Raw genomic sequence first — 16,436 nt, 5'->3', positions numbered from 1 at the left:
TAAGGGGCTCGCGGAGCGCCTTGCTTGATCTTGCGCAAGGCAGTCGCCGCCCGCCGCGACAAACTGAAGTTCGCGCTGCGATGCGGGAGATCACCGATGACGGCACCCGGCTACATCCGCTGGTTCAAGGACCTTCGTATCGAGGACGTGCCCGGCGTCGGCGGCAAGACGGCCTCGCTCGGAGAGCTGTATTCGGCGCTGGCGTCGCAAGGCGTGCGCGTACCCAACGGCTTCGCACTGACGGCCGCCGCCTATCGCGACGCCTTGCGCGCGACCGGCGCCGACGACGCGCTGCGCAAGCTGCTCGCCGGCCTCGACAAGCGCCGCATCGCCGATCTCGCCAAACGCGCGGCGAAGGCGCGCGCGATCGTGTTCGCGGCGACCGACCGTGACGATCTACGCCACGAGGTCGCAGAGGCTTACAAGCAGCTGGAGCAGGAGTATGGCCGCGGCGTCGCGGTTGCCGTGCGCAGCTCGGCCACCGCCGAGGACCTGCCGAATGCGAGCTTCGCAGGCCAGCACGAGAGCTTTCTCAACATTCGCGGCGCCAAGGACCTGTTCGAGGCGTGCCGCCGCTGCTTCGCCTCGCTCTATACGGACCGCGCGATCTCCTACCGCATCGACAACGGCTTCGACCACGACAAGGTCGCGCTGTCGGTGGCCGTGATGAAGATGGTACGCTCGGACCGCGCCGCGAGCGGCGTGATGTTCTCGTTGGACACCGAGAGCGGCTTTCGCGACGTCGCCTTCATCACCGGGGTCTACGGCCTCGGCGAGACCATCGTGCAGGGCACGGTCGATCCGGACGAGTTCTACGTCCACAAGCCGACCTTCGCGGCCGGCTTCCGCAGCGTGCTGTCGCGCCGGCTCGGCGCCAAGGACAAGCGGATGGTCTATGCCAAAGCCAGCGCAAAGGCCGGCGCGCGCAGCCGTGGCCCGACGACGCGCACCGAGGCGACGCCGCCGGCTGACAGGGCGAAATTCTGCATCAGCGATGCCGACGTGCTGGAGCTCGCGCAGGCCACCATCGTAGTCGAGGAGCACTACTCGCAGAAGGCCGGCAGGCCGACGCCGATGGACATCGAATGGGCCAAGGACGGTCGCGACGGTGCGCTCTACATCATCCAGGCGCGGCCGGAGACGGTGGCCTCGCAGCGGCGGCCCGAGGCGATCGAGACCTACGTTCTGAAGAAGACCGGCAGAACGCTGGCAACCGGCCGCGCCGTGGGCGAAAAGATCGCCACCGGCAAGATCCGCTTGATCCGCACTCCCAAGGATCTGAACGCGTTCCGCCCCGGCGAGGTGCTGGTCGCCGCGTCGACCAGTCCGGACTGGGAGCCGGTGATGAAGACCGCGGCGGCGATCGTCACCGATCATGGCGGCCGCACCTGCCATGCCGCGATCGTCGCTCGCGAGCTCGGCGTGCCGGCCGTGGTCGGCACGGAGGATTTCAGCAAGCGCGCGAAGACCGGAACGACGGTCACTGTCTGCTGCGCGGAGGGCGACGCCGGCCATGTCTACGACGGCGCACTGCCGTTCGATGTCGAGCGCCTGGCGATCGACAGATTGGAGAAGCCGCGCACCGAGATCATGGTCAATCTCGGCAATCCCGAACTGGCCTTCAAGACCGCGCTGCTGCCGAACGATGGCGTCGGCCTCGCCCGCATGGAGTTCATCATCAACCAGGCGATCGGCATCCACCCGATGGCGCTGGCGACGCCCGCAAAGGTGACCGCGGCAAAGGACCGCGCGACGATCAAGCGCCTGACCGCGCGCTACAAGAAGCCCGCCGACTTCTTCGTCGAGCGGCTGTCGGAAGGCGTCGGCACCATCGCCGCGGCATTCCACCCGCGGCCGGTGATCGTGCGCCTCTCGGACTTCAAGACCAACGAATATGCCAGCCTGATCGGCGGCTCCGATTTCGAGCCGAAGGAAGAGAACCCCATGCTCGGCTTCCGCGGCGCCTCGCGCTATGCGCATCCCGCCTACGCCGCCGGTTTCGCGCTGGAATGCGCGGCGATGAAGCGCGTGCGCGACACGATGGGGCTCTCCAATCTGAAGATCATGATCCCGTTCTGCCGCCGGGTCGAGGAGGCACGCAAGGTGATCGCGGCGATGGCCGGGCATGGCCTCGTCAGAGGCGAAAACGGGCTCGAAATCTACATGATGTGCGAGATCCCGAACAACGTGATCCTGATCGATGAGTTCGCCAAACATTTCGACGGCTTCTCGATCGGCTCCAACGATCTCACCCAGCTCACGCTCGGCGTCGACCGCGACTCCGACATCGTCGCGTTCGATTTCGACGAGCGCGATCCCGGCCTGCTGGCGATGCTGCGGATGGCGGTGGAGGGCGCGCACCGCAACCATCGCCATGTCGGCATCTGCGGCGAGGCGCCGGCAAACTATCCGGAAGTCGCGCGCTATCTGGCCGAACTCGGCATCGATTCGATCAGCGTCAATCCGGCGAGCATCGTGCGCACCATGGAGATCGTCCGTACCGCTGAGCGGGAGCTCGCGACCCACACGCCGCAAGCGCTGGCAAGCTGATCATGGCCGAAATTCAGGAGCTGCTCTTGAAGAAGTCCAGCACGGTCGAAGCGCCGCCGACGACGTCGCCGCCGCCATACAGGCTTGCCAGGAACGTGCCGCGATGGCTGGCGCCGGTGACCGCGATGCCTTGCGCAAAGCGGCCGTCGGCCGCCAGCGGCATCTTGACGAGGCTCGGCGGTAGCGCCTCGTCGAGAAGACCGTAATAGAACCGCATCGGGGCGTCATAGTCCCAATAGGTCGAGCTATTGCCGGCCAGACGACGGAGGAAGCGGCTGTTGGTCTCGTGGGTGAAGCGCTCGAAGAAGCCGTCGACCAGCAGGTCCGAGGGCTGCGGCACCGACTTGCTGAACGCCTCGTCCATGCTGTAGTCGGCCCAGTATTTCTCGGCCAGCGCGAGGTGCTGCGGCTTGATCGCAGTCTTGAACAGGTCGCCGAGCCGGTAATACTGGCGATAGCTGCCCAGGAGGACGATGACGCAGGGCGTTATCCAGATCGGCTGCTTCGGATAGGTGCTGTCGGTCGACGCGCTGCCCGATTGGGCCGACACCCAATAGCGCATCGAATCCGCAAGATTGTTGAACGGACTCTGCGTGGCGCTCGCCGCCACCGCGACGCGCCGCCGCTGCAATTCCTGGCGCAGCCATTGCGTGTTCAAGGCACCCTGCGACCAGCCGTTCAGGAACAGCCCGGACTTTCGCAGGCGGAGATGATCGAGCGCGAGCAGACCCGCGCTCAGCACGTCCAGGCAGCACTGCACGGTCGCGTCCTTCACCGCATAGGCCTCGCCTCGCCCCTGGCGATACGGTCCCTTGCCGAGATAGTCGGCCGCGATCAACGCAAAGCCGTTGCCGACAAGGCGCTGGACGTTGAACAGCGTCTCGATCGAATCGACATTGTCGCGCGGCTCGTAGTTCGGATCGGCCAGCTTGACGAGATTGGACGGGACCTGGTCGAACGACAGGATGGTGCCGTGCTGCCACGACACGACCGGCAGTGCGCCCTTGTGATCGGCGGGCAGCGCGAGCAGGCCGCTGACCTTGACGCGCTCACCGGTGCCGGGAATGCGCGTGTAGGTCGTCAGCCGACGCAGTTCGACGTCGACCCGCGCCCCGTGCTTGTCGGCCGAGAATGGCGGCAAGATATTGTGCTCATTGAAGACGGCGTGGAGCTTCGCTGCGAGCGCATCGAGCCGATCCTTGCTGACGCGCACCGGCTGGCCGAGGCTTGCGCCGTCACCTGGCTGCGCGACAGCCGGGCCGGCGGAGAACGACAATGCCGCAGCGCCGAAGCCAAGGCCGGCTGAGGCCAGCAGCCTTCGGCGGGATGGCCGGCCGGCCGAGGCTGCAGAGCTGAGCTCCGGCCCGGTCGGCTTGGACTTCGGCGGAGCCAACGCCTCTTCGGATCCCGTGACCAGGGTCTCCAGGCCGATCATTCGCCGCTTCATCACGTCCCTCCGAGCCGCCTACAGCCGAGGGTAGTTCACAAAGCCTAGCACTTGCTAAATGGTGCAGCAATTGGAGCCGGATGTTTCGACGGTCGCCTGCACCGTCGAGCCTCGAGTGGTCGCGTCGCGGCTCGCCTCCACACGTCAGATGCCGCCATGCGAATGATTTGCGATGGCGTTCTGGGGTACACACCAAGAAGAGATCGCGAGGAAGAGATGATGGCCTACCGCGCGGCCTCGAAACCTCCGAGCACTGCGGTCAGGTTCTGCCCAAGAATGTCCGAGAGATAGCCGCCCTCCTGCACGAACACCGTGGGAAGGCCGAGCCGCGCGATCGCGCCGCCGATGCGACGGAAACCCGGCGTCGTCACGGAGAGCCCCTTGAGCGGATCGTGCTCGGAGGCATCGAGACCGAGCGCCACCACGAGCGCGCCGGGCGCGAACGCATGAATCGTCTTGGCCGCGGTCTCGAACGCCTTGAGATAGGTGTCGTCGCCGCTCTTCAGCGGCAGCGGAATGTTGAGGTTGGCGCCAAGCCCCGCGCCTGCGCCGCGCTCATGCGCATAGCCCCAGACGAACGGGTAGTAATGCGTGGGGTCGGCGTGGATCGAGATGGTGAGCACGTCGGGCCGCTCGTAGAAGATGCCCTGCGTGCCGTTGCCGTGATGGACGTCGACGTCGAGGATGGCGACGCGCTCGTAGCGCTGACGCAGATGCGCGGCCGCGATGGCGGAGTTGTTCAAGAAGCAGAAGCCCGAGGCCATGTCTCGATAGGCATGGTGGCCCGGCGGCCGGCACAGCGCGTACACCGCATCCTCGCCATCGAGCAGCAGTTGCGCCGCGGTCGCAGCCACGTCGGTCGCGGCGCAGGCGCCTTCCCACGTCCCCGGCCCGATCGGCGCCGAGGTATCGGTCGTGTGCCAGCCCAGCCGCCCGACGATGTGCGTCGGATAGGTGGCGGCATTGCGAACGGGATGGATGTTCGGGATCATCTCCGCACCGGCATCGCCGAGCGCGGCCCAAGCGTCCCAAGCCTCTTCCAGGAAACTGAGGTATTCCGGACTGTGCACGCGCGCGCGAGCTTCCTGGCCGAAATGAAGCGGCGCGACCACCTCGTGATGGCCGGCCTTCAATCCCGCAAGCAGACGATCCGCCCGCTCGGGCTGCTCGGTGGTGCGCTTGACGACGCCGCGCACCAGATAGAATTGCGGATCATGGCTGCGATGCAGCTCGGTGTAGACGGCCTTCACGCGCAGTGGCTCCTGTTCGCTTGCACCGACGATTGTGCACGCAGTCGCAGCCGATACAAGCACAGATGGTTCGCACGTCCGTTGGTCCGTGCCCGCAGCTTCCAACCGGCGGAACGGAACGCTGCGCCTCGCATCTTGCCGGCAGCGGGTTCGCCGGGATCCGGGCGATCTGGCGCGAAGCGCGGTGGACGTGAGGAGAGATCCGCATGCTGGCGATTGCCGCGACGGCCGTCGGAATGCGCGACGAAATCTGCAAAACCTCGACGTGCAAGCCTGATCGGCTCATGCGTCGCACGCCGCGGCTGCTCACGAAAGAGCGCCTTTGTCCGGCATGGAGACCCCGGGATTGATCCAAAATTTGGATCGATCGATACAGGCTTCGGTTTGGACCCCGGCCCTCCCTCTCCTCTAGGACAGTCATCGAGGAACGTGACAAGAGAGGTGGAGCGCATGAGCGCAATCGTAACCACGGCCGAATTGCGCCGATCGCGCGTGCGGCTATTCATCGTGACCATGCTGTTCCTGGTCACGACCGTGAACTACGCCGACCGGGCGACCTTGTCGATCGCAGGACCTTCGCTGTCCAAGGAGCTGCATCTCGATCCCGTCGCGATGGGCTATGTGTTCTCCGCCTTCGGCTGGTCCTATGTGCTCGCGCAGGTGCCGGGCGGCTGGCTGCTCGACCGCTTCGGTTCGCGCTGGGTCTATGCCTGCAGCATCGTGATCTGGTCGATCTTCACCATGATGCAGGGCTGGATCGGCTTCTTCTCCGGCGCCGCCGCGGTCACCGCGCTGTTCGCGCTGCGCTTCCTGGTCGGTCTCGCCGAAGCGCCGAGCTTCCCGGCCAATGCCCGCATCGTCGCCGCCTGGTTTCCGAGCAACGAGCGCGGCACGGCGTCGGCGTTCTTCAACTCGGGCCAGTATTTCGCGACAGTGATCTTCGCACCGCTGATGGGCTGGATCGCGCATGAATTCGGCTGGCGCCACGTCTTCACCGTGATGGGCGCGCTCGGCATTCTCATGGGCCTAATGTGGATCAGGACCATGTACGGACCGAAGGAGCACGCGAGCGTCAACCAGGCCGAGCTCGACTACATCAAGGACGGCGGCGCGCTGGTCGACATGGAAGGCGCGAAAGACGCCAAGGCCAGCTCCGGTGGTCCGACCTGGTCGCATATCGGGCAGTTGCTGTCGAACCGCATGATGCTCGGCGTCTATATCGGCCAGTACTGCATCAACACGCTGACCTATTTCTTCCTGACCTGGTTCCCGGTCTATCTCGTCAAGGAGCGCGGCCTCTCGATCCTGCAGGCCGGCTTCGTCGCCACCCTGCCGGCGCTGTGCGGCTTCATCGGCGGCGTGCTCGGCGGTTTCATCTCCGACGCCATCCTGCGCAAGACGGGATCGCTGACACTCGCCCGCAAGATCCCGATTGTCGGCGGCATGCTGCTGTCGATGGCGATCATCGGCTGCAACTATGTCGACGGCCAGGCGCTGGTGGTCGGCCTGATGGCGCTGGCGTTCTTCGGCAAGGGCATCGGCGCGCTCGGCTGGGCGGTCGTCTCCGACACCTCGCCGAAGGAAGCCGGCGGCGTCTCCGGCGGCCTGTTCAACACCTTCGGCAACCTCTCCAGCATCACGACGCCGATCGTGATCGGCTACATCCTGTCGGCCACCGGCTCCTTCAACGGCGCGCTGGTGTTCGTCGGCCTCAACGCCCTGGTCGCGGCGTGTGCCTACTTGCTGATCGTCGGCAAGATCCAGCGCGTCCAGCTCCGAACCTCCTGAGCACCACGATTAGCGTCGCGTGGTCTCGACTCCAACGGCGGCCCCCCGGCCGCCGTTTTTTTGTCGGCGCCTCGCCGCCATTCCAGGGCGACGCGCGACAGCCATCAGAAGCAACCCGGACCCGTGGAAACGGACCGGGTCTCATTATCTCAACCCGCCGATCAGCGGACAGACATGTCGAGCCCAGCAAAAAGGGAACGCGGGGAACATTGGTAGCAGGGGTCCGCTACATCGCTAGACCCACTATTTCGGAATCCCCGTTTTCTATCGGCGGGTAGCCCAAATGCCGATGGACAAGTCCAAATCCCCAGGGCCCGCGACACCAATTCTTGCGATCGGTGGAACGGATTCCCGGGCTCGTCGGAGCGTCACGCTTGGTTAAGGCGAATGCATGAGGCCGCCGCCTCAATGCGTTCACATCGCCTTGGCGAGCGCGAACAACCGGAAATCCTCGAGCGCCGCGTGCCGATGCGGAGCGACGTCGCGCTGGTAGGTCTCGGTGTCGACGATCGAGCGGAAGGCGGCGAAATCACCGTATTCATTGATCGCCGCTTCGTCCCAGCGTTCGCCTTGCGGGCCGGCCAGGCTCGCCAGGACCGGCCCGGAAAACATCCGCACCAGCGGCTTACCGGCTGCGAGACGCCGGAAGGCCGGTCTATAGCGTTCGTTAAAGGCTTCGCGGCCCGAACAGGGCGCGGCGTCGAAGCCGTCCTCATAACGCGCATAAGCGCGGTAGCGCAACAGATTGAGCATGTAGACCGGCTGGCCGGGGGGAAGCGCGCGCTCGGCGACGTCGAGGGCTTGCAGCGTGATTTCGATGGGGTTCATGGGACTTCTCGCGGTTTCTAGCGGCGCAGCATGCGCGCTGACGCTCCCCATTTGGTCCATCGGAACGGCCTCTTGTAGCGACCCCGTCGCCATGACTATGTGGACTGGATGTCCACAACGGCCTTGCCTCCCGACCTCTCGCGCCTCCTCGCCTTCGTCCGCGTCGTCGAGGCGGGCTCCTTCGCCGAAGCCGCGCGGCGGGCGGGGACGACCACCTCGGCGATGTCCAAGGCGGTCGCCCGCCTCGAACAGGCTCGCGGGATACGGCTTTTGCATCGCACGACCCATTCGCTGGCGCTGACCGAAGAGGGCGAGCGGCTGATGGCGGCGGGACGCGCGCTGGCCGAAAGTCTCGATCGCGTCCAATCCGCGCTCAGCGAAGCCGCGCGTAACGATGGCGGACGGGTGCGAGTGACCGCCCCCGCCTCTTTCGCGCGTGCCTGCATCCTGCCGCGACTGCCTGCGTTCCTGCGGGAGCGGCCCGAAATCGAGATCGAGATCAAATTCCGCAACGAGATTCTTGATCTCGCGGCGGAAGGTGTCGACGTCGCCATCCGCTCAGGACCCCTCGCTCGCGCGCCCGGTCATCTGGCGCGGCGGCTTTGCACGTTCTCCTGGATCGCTTGCGCCTCGCCCGCCTATCTGAACGCGCGCGGTGCGCCGGCGACTCCATACGAGCTTTCCGAACATGACCACGTCGGCTTCCGCAATCCCGCGAGCGGGCAGATCCTGACCTGGCGCTTCACCGACCCGCGCGGCAAAAAACTCGTTCGCGTCGCGCCCAAGCCCAAGCACATTTGCGACGACGCGCACGCTTCAGTCGCTTTGATCGCGAATGGGTTCGGCATTGGCTGGGGCCCGGCATGGCTCGTCCACGACGACTTGCGCACAGGTCGGCTCGTCGAAGTGCTTGAGCCGTGGCGCGCGCCGGCGGAGCCCCTATGGGTGCTGCGCACCTCGGACCGCCGGCCGCCGCTGCGCACGCAGCGCGTCATGGCGTTCCTCGCTACGCTTCCCGCCGCGTTCAGCGACAAATCGGGATGAGGCGTCGGCCGTCAGCTGGGCTCTGCGGTCGGCGCGTAGGACGCCAGCCGGCTTGGGAGGGGAAATCGGGGACAGACCACGATTTCCCCGGCTTCCTGGGCTTCCGCCTTGGCGCGGTCGGCAATCTGCAGCACGCCAGCAAGAACGGGCTGCGCGCCGTCTCTCAACGTCGTCCATCCGTGGTCAGTCAATTTGAGATGGGTCGACATGCACACTGAGCACATCCGAGTTCACCTCGACAGAAGGACACGGCAGTACCTACCCCGAGACGTAGGAGGCACCGGGGGCGCCGTGCAAGAAGCCGTTGGCGAATGGCACGTCCGGATAGATCTCGCGCAAGCGGTCCCTGGCGGCCTCAGCCTCCATGCGGCCCGCCAGGACCGCCTGGAATTGCTCGGACACCGCGACCATGTCGCAGGCCTGAGGTGACAGCCGCAGCGATCTCACGCCGCTCTGCGTCAGACGATCGAGATCGCCGAGCAGGTTGCAGCAACCATGCGACAACGTCTGCACGCCATTCATGGTGAGGAACGCTTCATCGTCCAGCGTCGTGACGACGAGGCCGTCCGGATCCTGCTCGCACACGAAGCGGCAATTGTCCTTGGCTAGCTTGTGCAGGCGGGCGTGATAGCAGCGCGCGGAGATCGCGAGCGGCACACGGCCGAAGGCGAACACTTCGATCGCCACCTGCGGCACGGCGCCGGCGATCGCGGCAACCGAGGACAGCGGCAGCTCCGGCGGGAGGCAGATCCGGGTAGCGCCCTGGGCGGCATGAAACGCGGCGCTGGCCTCGTTGTAGATGTTGACGAATGGCCCGATGGCATGCGGCCGACCGGCGATCGATTTGAGGCAGGTGAGGTCGTTGACCTCCACCAGACCGTGGCCAAACTCGGCGAGGCTTGCCGTCTGCCGGCGCTCGCGTCGCAACGACACCAGGACCAGCGAACCCAGCAGCACCTGCTTTCCGGCAGCCATAAGCCGCTCGATGACTTCAGGCAAATGGGGTTCGAAGAACGGCGCGCGCTTCGAGCAGACGACCTCGCCGACCACAACGCGGTCGAGCGGGGCCTCGTCGGCCATGCGAAAGTAAAAATCACGCCAGCGCTCGGGCTGCCAATTGTAGAGCACGGGCCCCAGAGTGAGCTGCATTCGGCCTGCGCCTTGTTCCGCCATTGTCATGTCGTCCTAGCGCCAGGTCTTGCGGTAGGCGCCCTGCGTGGTGGCCTGCCCTTCGGTGAACGCCGTGAGGTCGGACGCGTCGGCGGGCCGCCCGGCATCGAGCGCTGCCAGCACGCTGCGGAAATGCCGCACGACCCCGTCGACATAGGCGCGGCCGCGCTGGCGGCCCTCGATCTTGAGCGCGGTGACGCCGGCTTCGCGCAAGCCTGCAAGCAGGGTCGTGGCATCGAGGCTGACCGGATCCTCAAAGATGTAGCCAGAGCCCTGTGCGGTCGAGAAACGCCCCTTGCACAGTGTTGGATAGCCGGCAGGTTCGTTGCGTCCGAATCGGTTGATTGTGAAAGCGCCAAGCCGCGAGGTCGTGCCCAGTATCGTCTCCTGATAGACGACATGACTGGCCGGCGAGCACACCCCCTGCATGTTCGGCGACTTGCCGGTGGCGTAGGAGGACAGCGAGCAACGCCCCTCCGCCATAACGCATAGTCCGCCAAACACGAACACTTCGGTCTCGCATGCCGTCTCACGGGTGATCTCGGCGATCTCGGGCACGCTCAGCACGCGCGGCAGCACCACGCGGCGGGCGCCGAAATTCTCGACATAGAACGCGATCGCGTCGACATTCGCCGCCGCCGCCTGCACCGAGACATGCAGTCGCTGTTCGGGATGGCGCCGCGCGGCATAGTGCATCAGCCCGACATCGGCAAGGATCAGCGCGTCGGCCCCGGCCTCGACGGCATCGTCGACCGCGCGACGCCACAGCTCGACGGCGCCGGCGCGCGGGAAGGTGTTGATCGCAACCAGCACCTTGGCGCCGCGCCGATGCGCGAACGTTACTCCTTCGCGCATCTGCTCGCGGCTGAAATTCAGCCCGGGAAAGTTGCGGGCATTGGTCTCGTCGGCGAAACCGCAATAGACGGCATCGGCGCCGGCTTCGACCGCGCTCTTCAGCGCCGCCGGCGTCCCTGCCGGACAGATCAGCTCCATCGTCGCATCCCGCTTTCGTTCGTCGTTGATCTCAGCAGCGAGTCACGCGCGGCCGCCAGCAGGCGTTGCGCGGGCACGCCGAACGGCCCCGAAAGCGCTGCGATCTCGCCGACCAGATCCAGACCGGCATCGTCGATCGCGTTGCGCAGCGCCAGCACCGCCTCGATATCGCCTTCGATGACGAGCTGACGCGAAAACATCAGCGCATCGCCGTCGAGCCGGCCCTCGACCAGCGCCAGCAGGCTCACGATCGACGCGGAGATGGAGGCATCGAGGCCGGTGGGCAGCTCGCGCACCGCCGCGAGTTGCGGCTGCTGTGGACCCGCCTGAATCACGAATGCGAACGGCAGATCGGTCGGCTTGATGCCAAAGCGCTTTCCGCGATGCGACCCGAGCCGGTCGAGCAGATGCGGATGCCGGCGCAAGAGCCCACGCAGGAAAGCGCCGAGCGCGATCTGCACGGGCAGCAACGGCAACGGACGCAGCACCTGCCTGAGCAGTGGCGGCAACAGGGGCAGTGAGGTCGAAGACGCGTCCTGAAGAGAGCTCATGGCACAAGCTCTGGCCGGATCGGCGGGGGAAGTATTTGACCCGGAACAAAGATCACACTGATTGTTCCAGCTACGAGGCGTTTTTTGAACGGAGCCTATCGTTGCGACGTGATGTCCCTCGCTTCCGCGAGCTGTCGGATTTCCTGCGCTTTCTCGACGAGCGGGGACAGCTGCGACGCATTCGCGACAGCGTCTCGGTCGTCCACGAGATCACCGAGATCCATCGCCGCGTCATCTCCGCCGAAGGGCCCGTGCTGCTGTTCGAACGGCCGATCAAGGCATGCGGATCGCTCTCGGCAATGCCGCTCGTCACCAATCTGTTCGGCACCGTGGAGCGGGTGGCCTGGGGCATGGGCGTGCAGCCGGAACGATTGGCGGAGCTCGGCGAGATGATGGCGGAGTTGCGCGCCCCGCAGCCGCCGCGCGACATCAGGGAAGCGCTGCAGAAGCTGCCGCTGGCACGCGCAGCACTGTCGACCCGGCCGAGGCTGCGATCAGCCGCGCCGGTGCATGAACGTGTCACGATGGGCGATGACATCGACCTGACCACCTTGCCGGCCCAGATCTGCTGGCCGGGCGAGCCGGCGCCGCTGTTGACGTGGCCGCTCGTCATCACCGTGCCGCCGGACGCGTCCGCCGGCGAGCAGGAAAATGTCGGCGTCTACCGCATGCAGGTGCTCGGCCGCGATCGCGCCATCATGCGCTGGCTCGCCCATCGCGGCGGCGCCCGCCACCACCAGCAGTGGCAGGCGCAGGGGCGCGACATGCCGATTGCGGTCGTGATCGGGGCCGATCCCGCCACCATCCTCAGCGCCGTGTTGCCATTGCCCGAGACCATCTCCGAGCTGCGCTTCGCCGGCGTCCTGCGCGGCGACCGTCCCGAGCTGGTCGAATGCCTGACCGTGCCCCTGACGGTGCCGGCGGCCGCCGAGATCGTGATCGAGGGCATCGTGTCGGCCACGGAGACCGCCCCGGAGGGGCCCTACGGCGATCACACCGGGTACTACAACGCCGTCGAGAGCTTTCCGGTGCTTCAGGTCACCGCGATCACCACGCGTCGAAGTCCGCTCTATCTGTCGACGTTCACGGGACGCGCGCCGGACGAGCCGTCTCGAATTGGCGAGGCGCTGAACACGCTGTTCGTCCCCTTGATCCGACGACAATTCCCGGAGGTCGTCGACTGCTATCTGCCGCCGGAGGCCTGCTCCTACAGGATCGCCGTAGTAGCGATCGAGAAGCGCTATCCGGGCCAGGCCCGCCGCATCATGCTCGGCCTTTGGTCGATGCTGCCGCAGTTCAGCTACACCAAGCTCCTCATCGTGGTCGACCAAGACATCGACGTCCGAGACTGGCGCGCGGTGATGTGGGCCGTCGCGACGCGCAGCGACTCCTCGCGCGACCTCGTGCCGCTTGCCAACACGCCGATCGACTATCTCGACTTCGCCTCGCCAAAATCCGGCCTCGGCGGGAAGCTCGGCATCGACGCCACAACCAAGCTCGGGGTCGAGACCGAACGCCCCTGGGGCGAGGTGCTGGCGATGGACCCCGCTGTAGCCGCGCGCATCGACGCGATGTGGCCGAGCCTCGGCCTCGGCGACGCCATGGCCGACCGAACGGCCTCGACATGAACGGGCGGCATCACGTCATCGTCGGCATCAGCGGCGCCTCGGGCGCCGCGATCGGTGCGCGCATCGTCGAACGGCTCGCGGAGCAGCCGCAATGCGCGGTCCATCTCGTGGTGTCCGGCGCTGCCGTGCGCACCTTGCACGAGGAGGTCGGCCAGGGCGGCCTCGCGCGGCTGCGTGATCTGGCGGCGCATGCTCATGATGTCGCCGACATCGGTGCGAGCATCGCCAGCGGCTCGTTTTCTGCAGCCGGCATGATCGTGGCGCCCTGCTCGATCCGCACCCTCTCGGCGATCGCCTGGGGCCAGCTCGACAACCTGCTGGTCCGCGCCGCCGACGTTCAACTCAAGGAGCGCCGCCGGCTGATACTGTTGGTGCGGGAGAGCCCGCTGCATCTCGGTCATCTCCGAGCGATGACGCAGGCCACCGAGATCGGCGCGATCATCGCGCCGCCAATGCCGGCGTTCTACCTGAAGCCCCAGTCGCTCGATGACGTCATCGAGCAGATCGCCTGTCGCGCGATCAACCTGCTCGGCGTCCCCGGGCTCCGCGCCAACGCGCGGGAGTGGCTTTCGGACCGGACGACCGAAGCAGGCAACCTTGTTGAGATAGGGAAGCAAGACAGGCAATAGGATTTGAAGACAGAACACGACAGATCCACTCGGGCGATGGGCCGAAGGCGTCCACGACGGTTGACGTGTTCTTCGACGAGCGGGCGTAACGACGCCGCCTCTCCGGCCGAGCGCTGCCAGCTTTTCGCTTTCGTTCGGTCAATTGACGTTGTCGAAACCCAGCGCAGCACGAACGGCCGGATCAATTCTGGATGGGGTCCACGGCGGATCGAATGTCATCGTCACGTCCACGGCTTCGACGCCCGCAATCTCCGCAATGCTGCTTGCGACCCCTTCCTTGAGAAAAACTGTTGCGGGGCACCCGGGCGTTGTGGCCGTCATCGTGACATGCACGACGCCATCCGTCGCCGTGATCTCATAGATGAAGCCGAGATCGACCACGTTTTCCCCCAGTTCCGGATCGATGACCACGCGCATTGCGTCGCGGATGCGGTCGATGACATCGCGGCTCATAGCGGAGCCCTCACCGACAGTTCGTAGGTCGATCCATCCGCCGTAAACCCGCCGAGCCAGCGAAAGCCGCGCTTCTCAAGTTCAGGGAACAGGAAGACCGGCTCGCGGCCCAGAAGTGCCGACAAGGTCTCTCCAGGGCCCAGCTCCTCCGCAGCCGCGAGGATGCGCACCATCGGCTCGGGTGGGTCGAGCTCTCGGTTGTCGAGCGTGACTACGGGATCTGGCCATTGCTCGAAGGCGAGGCCGGCACCAGCGTCTTCCTGACCGGCGTCCTCGGCAGCCAGCGGCGAAAACAGCACTTCCCAATCGCCATCGTCGAGCGGTCGATCGGTGTGGGCGAAGCCCTTTCTTGCCATGACGGAGAGCAGCGGAACCGGCCTGAAGCTCGCGATCAGCCGCACACCCTGGCCTGGCGCCAGCCGGTCGACCGCGTCCATGATGATGGAGAACGGTTCGCCTCCGGCCCTGAGAATCGGTCGGACGTCGACGTCAATGTACGCGGTCATGGCTCTCCTCCTAGTTTCTGGCGAACAACAGGCTTGGCGCGATGGCTCCGGCCGGAAGCCTACGGGAGCCCGCAACATCGGAAAGACGTCGGACTCGCACAAGCTCGTGTATGATTCCAATACTGCCCACGGCCATGACCGCCGCGGCGCCGCGAAACGCCTGGCCCTCGCCCATCATCAACATGATGGTCGCCGCCCAGACGCCTAGAAAATAGATGATGAACCACTTCTCGGACCGACGTTCCACCGCCAGGTCCTGAACCCGTGGCGTCTGGGCGCGCCCCATCACGGGACCGTAGGTTTCGAGCCAGGTCAGAAAGGCGACAATCTTGTAGAGCTTCGCGAATATGAGACCAGACAGCCAGCCGAACACGGCCAAGAACGCGAACGCGCCGACATGAACGCCGACCTTTCCGCTGACGATGATGACGGTGCCGAGCGTCACCGTCGCCGCCAGGTTGGCGAAAGACACGGTTGCCATCCGCATGTTCAACTCGAGTTGGCGCCGTTTGCGCGAGCGATAGATCGTCGCGATGTCCCGTCCATAGAGCGCAAGCGAGATCACCCCAAGAACGGCGGCGACGATGAGCACGGCTCCGAGCCCGGCCTCGAGGCCGATCGCGAACAATCCGCCCACGACAGCGACCGATAGCGCGAGCGCACCAAATTTCAGCGCGGATGTGCTCTGTCGCTCGCCGAGGTCCGCCGAGAGCATGAACATGGCCAGCAGGCGATAGCTCACCCCCATGGCGGTCAGGGTCAGCCAGCCTCCCAGCCCGGCAATCGCATGGATCGGAATCGCCGCGGCCAGGAGCGCGTCGCCGTAGGCGCCCGCCGATCCGGCGAGAGCAAACGCGAACGCGACGCCGAGCGCGACAGTTGCGCATAACGCGCCAAGTCCGGCGATGACAAAGAGAGCAGATCCCTTCGGCTGGCTGAAGAGAGTCAGGCCCAGATCGAGCGCGACCATCGCCAGACCCGCGCCGAGCACCACGCTGCCGGCCGGCAGAAGCCAAACGGCTGGAGCAATTCGTCCGGCCAGTGAGAGGAAGCCCAATATCAAGCAGACCAGACCGACGTTGATGAGGAACAAGGCCGGCAAGGCCCATTTGTCGAAGGGGAGCGGCCTTGCGACGAGAACGGGAACGAACTGGAACAAGGCGCCGCATACCGAGAGACTGAGCCAACCGATACAGACCGCATGCACAACGACAAGCGTATCGGGAGCGCCGAGCTCTGCGGCGGGGTAACCGAGTCCGCCGACCAGCATTGCCAAGGCAACGAGCAGCCACCCCAGCGCTGCCGCGAAATAGCTCATCGTCCAGCGCGAGATCTTCGCCCCAATCATGAGCGGCTCCAGTTGTTGATCGCGGACGCAGCACTCGCCACGACGATGCGCCATTCGGCAGTTGCCGTGGCGCCCGGAGGAACGCAGCCAAGGGGGCGCGAACAATGAGCTTGCGCCATACAATCCCCGGCGATCGGAAAGATGCTAAACTGGCGCGACCGGCCATTCTTTGTCGGAGCGCAACATTCCGTGTCATCAGCGTCGTGATGACCACTCCAGATCGACCGGCGGGTTTCCTGTCTCGTCGAGGA

15 protein-coding genes are annotated in these 16,436 nt (G+C 65.8%); 5 read left to right on the top strand and 10 right to left on the bottom strand.

What is annotated here, in order from left to right:
* The first annotated feature begins 96 nt into the window (after positions 1-96).
* Positions 97-2,550, top strand: coding sequence for a phosphoenolpyruvate synthase (gene ppsA / locus QX041_RS22640; protein ID WP_315714257.1), 2,454 nt, complete (start codon positions 97-99; stop codon positions 2,548-2,550).
* Between the two features lie 13 nt (positions 2,551-2,563).
* On the opposite strand, the gene QX041_RS22635 is transcribed toward ppsA, so the two are convergent.
* Positions 2,564-3,997, bottom strand: a complete 1,434-nt coding sequence (locus tag QX041_RS22635; RefSeq protein WP_315714256.1) for a lysophospholipase — start codon at positions 3,995-3,997, stop codon at positions 2,564-2,566.
* 224 nt (positions 3,998-4,221) lie between these two features.
* A complete protein-coding gene (locus QX041_RS22630) occupies positions 4,222-5,247 on the bottom strand; it encodes a histone deacetylase family protein (protein WP_315714255.1) in 1,026 nt (341 codons plus the stop codon).
* A gap of 450 nt (positions 5,248-5,697) precedes the next feature.
* On the opposite strand from QX041_RS22630, the gene QX041_RS22625 reads away from it, so the two are divergent.
* Complete coding sequence (locus QX041_RS22625) at positions 5,698-7,035, top strand: MFS transporter (protein WP_315714254.1); 1,338 nt, start codon at positions 5,698-5,700, stop codon at positions 7,033-7,035.
* A gap of 414 nt (positions 7,036-7,449) precedes the next feature.
* Here the strand turns inward: QX041_RS22625 and QX041_RS22620 are convergent, their stop codons facing one another.
* Positions 7,450-7,863: a hypothetical protein gene (locus QX041_RS22620; protein ID WP_316166557.1), complete on the bottom strand. Its 414-nt coding sequence runs from the start codon at positions 7,861-7,863 to the stop codon at positions 7,450-7,452.
* Between the two features lie 108 nt (positions 7,864-7,971).
* On the opposite strand from QX041_RS22620, the gene QX041_RS22615 reads away from it, so the two are divergent.
* On the top strand, positions 7,972-8,907 hold the full coding sequence (locus tag QX041_RS22615) for a LysR family transcriptional regulator (RefSeq protein ID WP_316166555.1): 936 nt from the start codon (positions 7,972-7,974) through the stop codon (positions 8,905-8,907).
* A gap of 11 nt (positions 8,908-8,918) precedes the next feature.
* Here the strand turns inward: QX041_RS22615 and QX041_RS22610 are convergent, their stop codons facing one another.
* Genes QX041_RS22610 through QX041_RS22595 form a run of 4 tightly spaced genes read right to left on the bottom strand, consistent with a single transcriptional unit; the run spans position 8,919 to position 11,531 of the window.
* On the bottom strand, positions 8,919-9,116 hold the full coding sequence (locus tag QX041_RS22610) for a hypothetical protein (RefSeq protein ID WP_316166554.1): 198 nt from the start codon (positions 9,114-9,116) through the stop codon (positions 8,919-8,921).
* Positions 9,117-9,165: 49 nt separating this feature from the next.
* The gene (locus QX041_RS22605; RefSeq protein ID WP_316166553.1) at positions 9,166-10,056 is read right to left on the bottom strand and encodes a U32 family peptidase; all 891 of its coding nucleotides are present in this window, start codon (positions 10,054-10,056) and stop codon (positions 9,166-9,168) included.
* A 36-nt stretch (positions 10,057-10,092) separates the two neighbouring features.
* Positions 10,093-11,070, bottom strand: coding sequence for a peptidase U32 family protein (locus QX041_RS22600; RefSeq protein WP_315714249.1), 978 nt, complete (start codon positions 11,068-11,070; stop codon positions 10,093-10,095).
* A complete protein-coding gene (locus QX041_RS22595; RefSeq protein WP_316166551.1) occupies positions 11,061-11,531 on the bottom strand; it encodes an SCP2 domain-containing protein in 471 nt (156 codons plus the stop codon). Before QX041_RS22595 ends, QX041_RS22600 begins: the two co-directional genes overlap by 10 nt.
* Before the next feature lie 191 nt (positions 11,532-11,722).
* On the opposite strand from QX041_RS22595, the gene QX041_RS22590 reads away from it, so the two are divergent.
* A complete protein-coding gene (locus tag QX041_RS22590) occupies positions 11,723-13,249 on the top strand; it encodes a UbiD family decarboxylase (RefSeq protein WP_316166550.1) in 1,527 nt (508 codons plus the stop codon).
* Positions 13,246-13,878 (top strand): UbiX family flavin prenyltransferase, encoded by a 633-nt coding sequence (locus tag QX041_RS22585; RefSeq protein WP_316166549.1) that lies wholly within the window; start codon positions 13,246-13,248, stop codon positions 13,876-13,878. Before QX041_RS22590 ends, QX041_RS22585 begins: the two co-directional genes overlap by 4 nt.
* Positions 13,879-14,016: 138 nt before the next feature.
* Here QX041_RS22585 and QX041_RS22580 read toward each other — a convergent pair whose 3' ends face one another.
* The 3 genes from QX041_RS22580 to QX041_RS22570 are packed head-to-tail and all read right to left on the bottom strand — an operon-like array spanning position 14,017 to position 16,185.
* Positions 14,017-14,331: a metal-sulfur cluster assembly factor gene (locus tag QX041_RS22580; RefSeq protein WP_315714244.1), complete on the bottom strand. Its 315-nt coding sequence runs from the start codon at positions 14,329-14,331 to the stop codon at positions 14,017-14,019.
* Positions 14,328-14,837, bottom strand: a complete 510-nt coding sequence (locus QX041_RS22575; protein ID WP_315827704.1) for a DUF2249 domain-containing protein — start codon at positions 14,835-14,837, stop codon at positions 14,328-14,330. The genes QX041_RS22580 and QX041_RS22575 overlap by 4 nt, the downstream gene beginning before the upstream one ends.
* Positions 14,838-14,847: 10 nt before the next feature.
* Positions 14,848-16,185 (bottom strand): hypothetical protein, encoded by a 1,338-nt coding sequence (locus QX041_RS22570; RefSeq protein ID WP_316166548.1) that lies wholly within the window; start codon positions 16,183-16,185, stop codon positions 14,848-14,850.
* Between the last annotated feature and the right edge of the window lie 251 nt (positions 16,186-16,436).

It is taken from the genome of Bradyrhizobium sp. SZCCHNRI2009 (genome assembly GCF_032485115.1).
Lineage (GTDB): Bacteria > Pseudomonadota > Alphaproteobacteria > Rhizobiales > Xanthobacteraceae > Bradyrhizobium.
Note: the sequence above shows the minus strand (reverse complement) of the source record. Positions and strands in the feature narration are given on the sequence as shown.

Coding starts and splice junctions, on each gene's coding strand:
- ppsA (WP_315714257.1), top strand. CDS start 97: ATGACGGCACCCGGCTACATCCGCTGGTTCAAGGACCTTCGTATCGAG.
- QX041_RS22635 (WP_315714256.1), bottom strand. CDS start 3,997: ATGAAGCGGCGAATGATCGGCCTGGAGACCCTGGTCACGGGATCCGAA.
- QX041_RS22625 (WP_315714254.1), top strand. CDS start 5,698: ATGAGCGCAATCGTAACCACGGCCGAATTGCGCCGATCGCGCGTGCGG.
- QX041_RS22620 (WP_316166557.1), bottom strand. CDS start 7,863: ATGAACCCCATCGAAATCACGCTGCAAGCCCTCGACGTCGCCGAGCGC.
- QX041_RS22615 (WP_316166555.1), top strand. CDS start 7,972: ATGTCCACAACGGCCTTGCCTCCCGACCTCTCGCGCCTCCTCGCCTTC.
- QX041_RS22610 (WP_316166554.1), bottom strand. CDS start 9,116: ATGTCGACCCATCTCAAATTGACTGACCACGGATGGACGACGTTGAGA.
- QX041_RS22605 (WP_316166553.1), bottom strand. CDS start 10,056: ATGCAGCTCACTCTGGGGCCCGTGCTCTACAATTGGCAGCCCGAGCGC.
- QX041_RS22600 (WP_315714249.1), bottom strand. CDS start 11,070: ATGGAGCTGATCTGTCCGGCAGGGACGCCGGCGGCGCTGAAGAGCGCG.
- QX041_RS22585 (WP_316166549.1), top strand. CDS start 13,246: ATGAACGGGCGGCATCACGTCATCGTCGGCATCAGCGGCGCCTCGGGC.
- QX041_RS22580 (WP_315714244.1), bottom strand. CDS start 14,331: ATGAGCCGCGATGTCATCGACCGCATCCGCGACGCAATGCGCGTGGTC.
- QX041_RS22575 (WP_315827704.1), bottom strand. CDS start 14,837: ATGACCGCGTACATTGACGTCGACGTCCGACCGATTCTCAGGGCCGGA.
- QX041_RS22570 (WP_316166548.1), bottom strand. CDS start 16,185: ATGATTGGGGCGAAGATCTCGCGCTGGACGATGAGCTATTTCGCGGCA.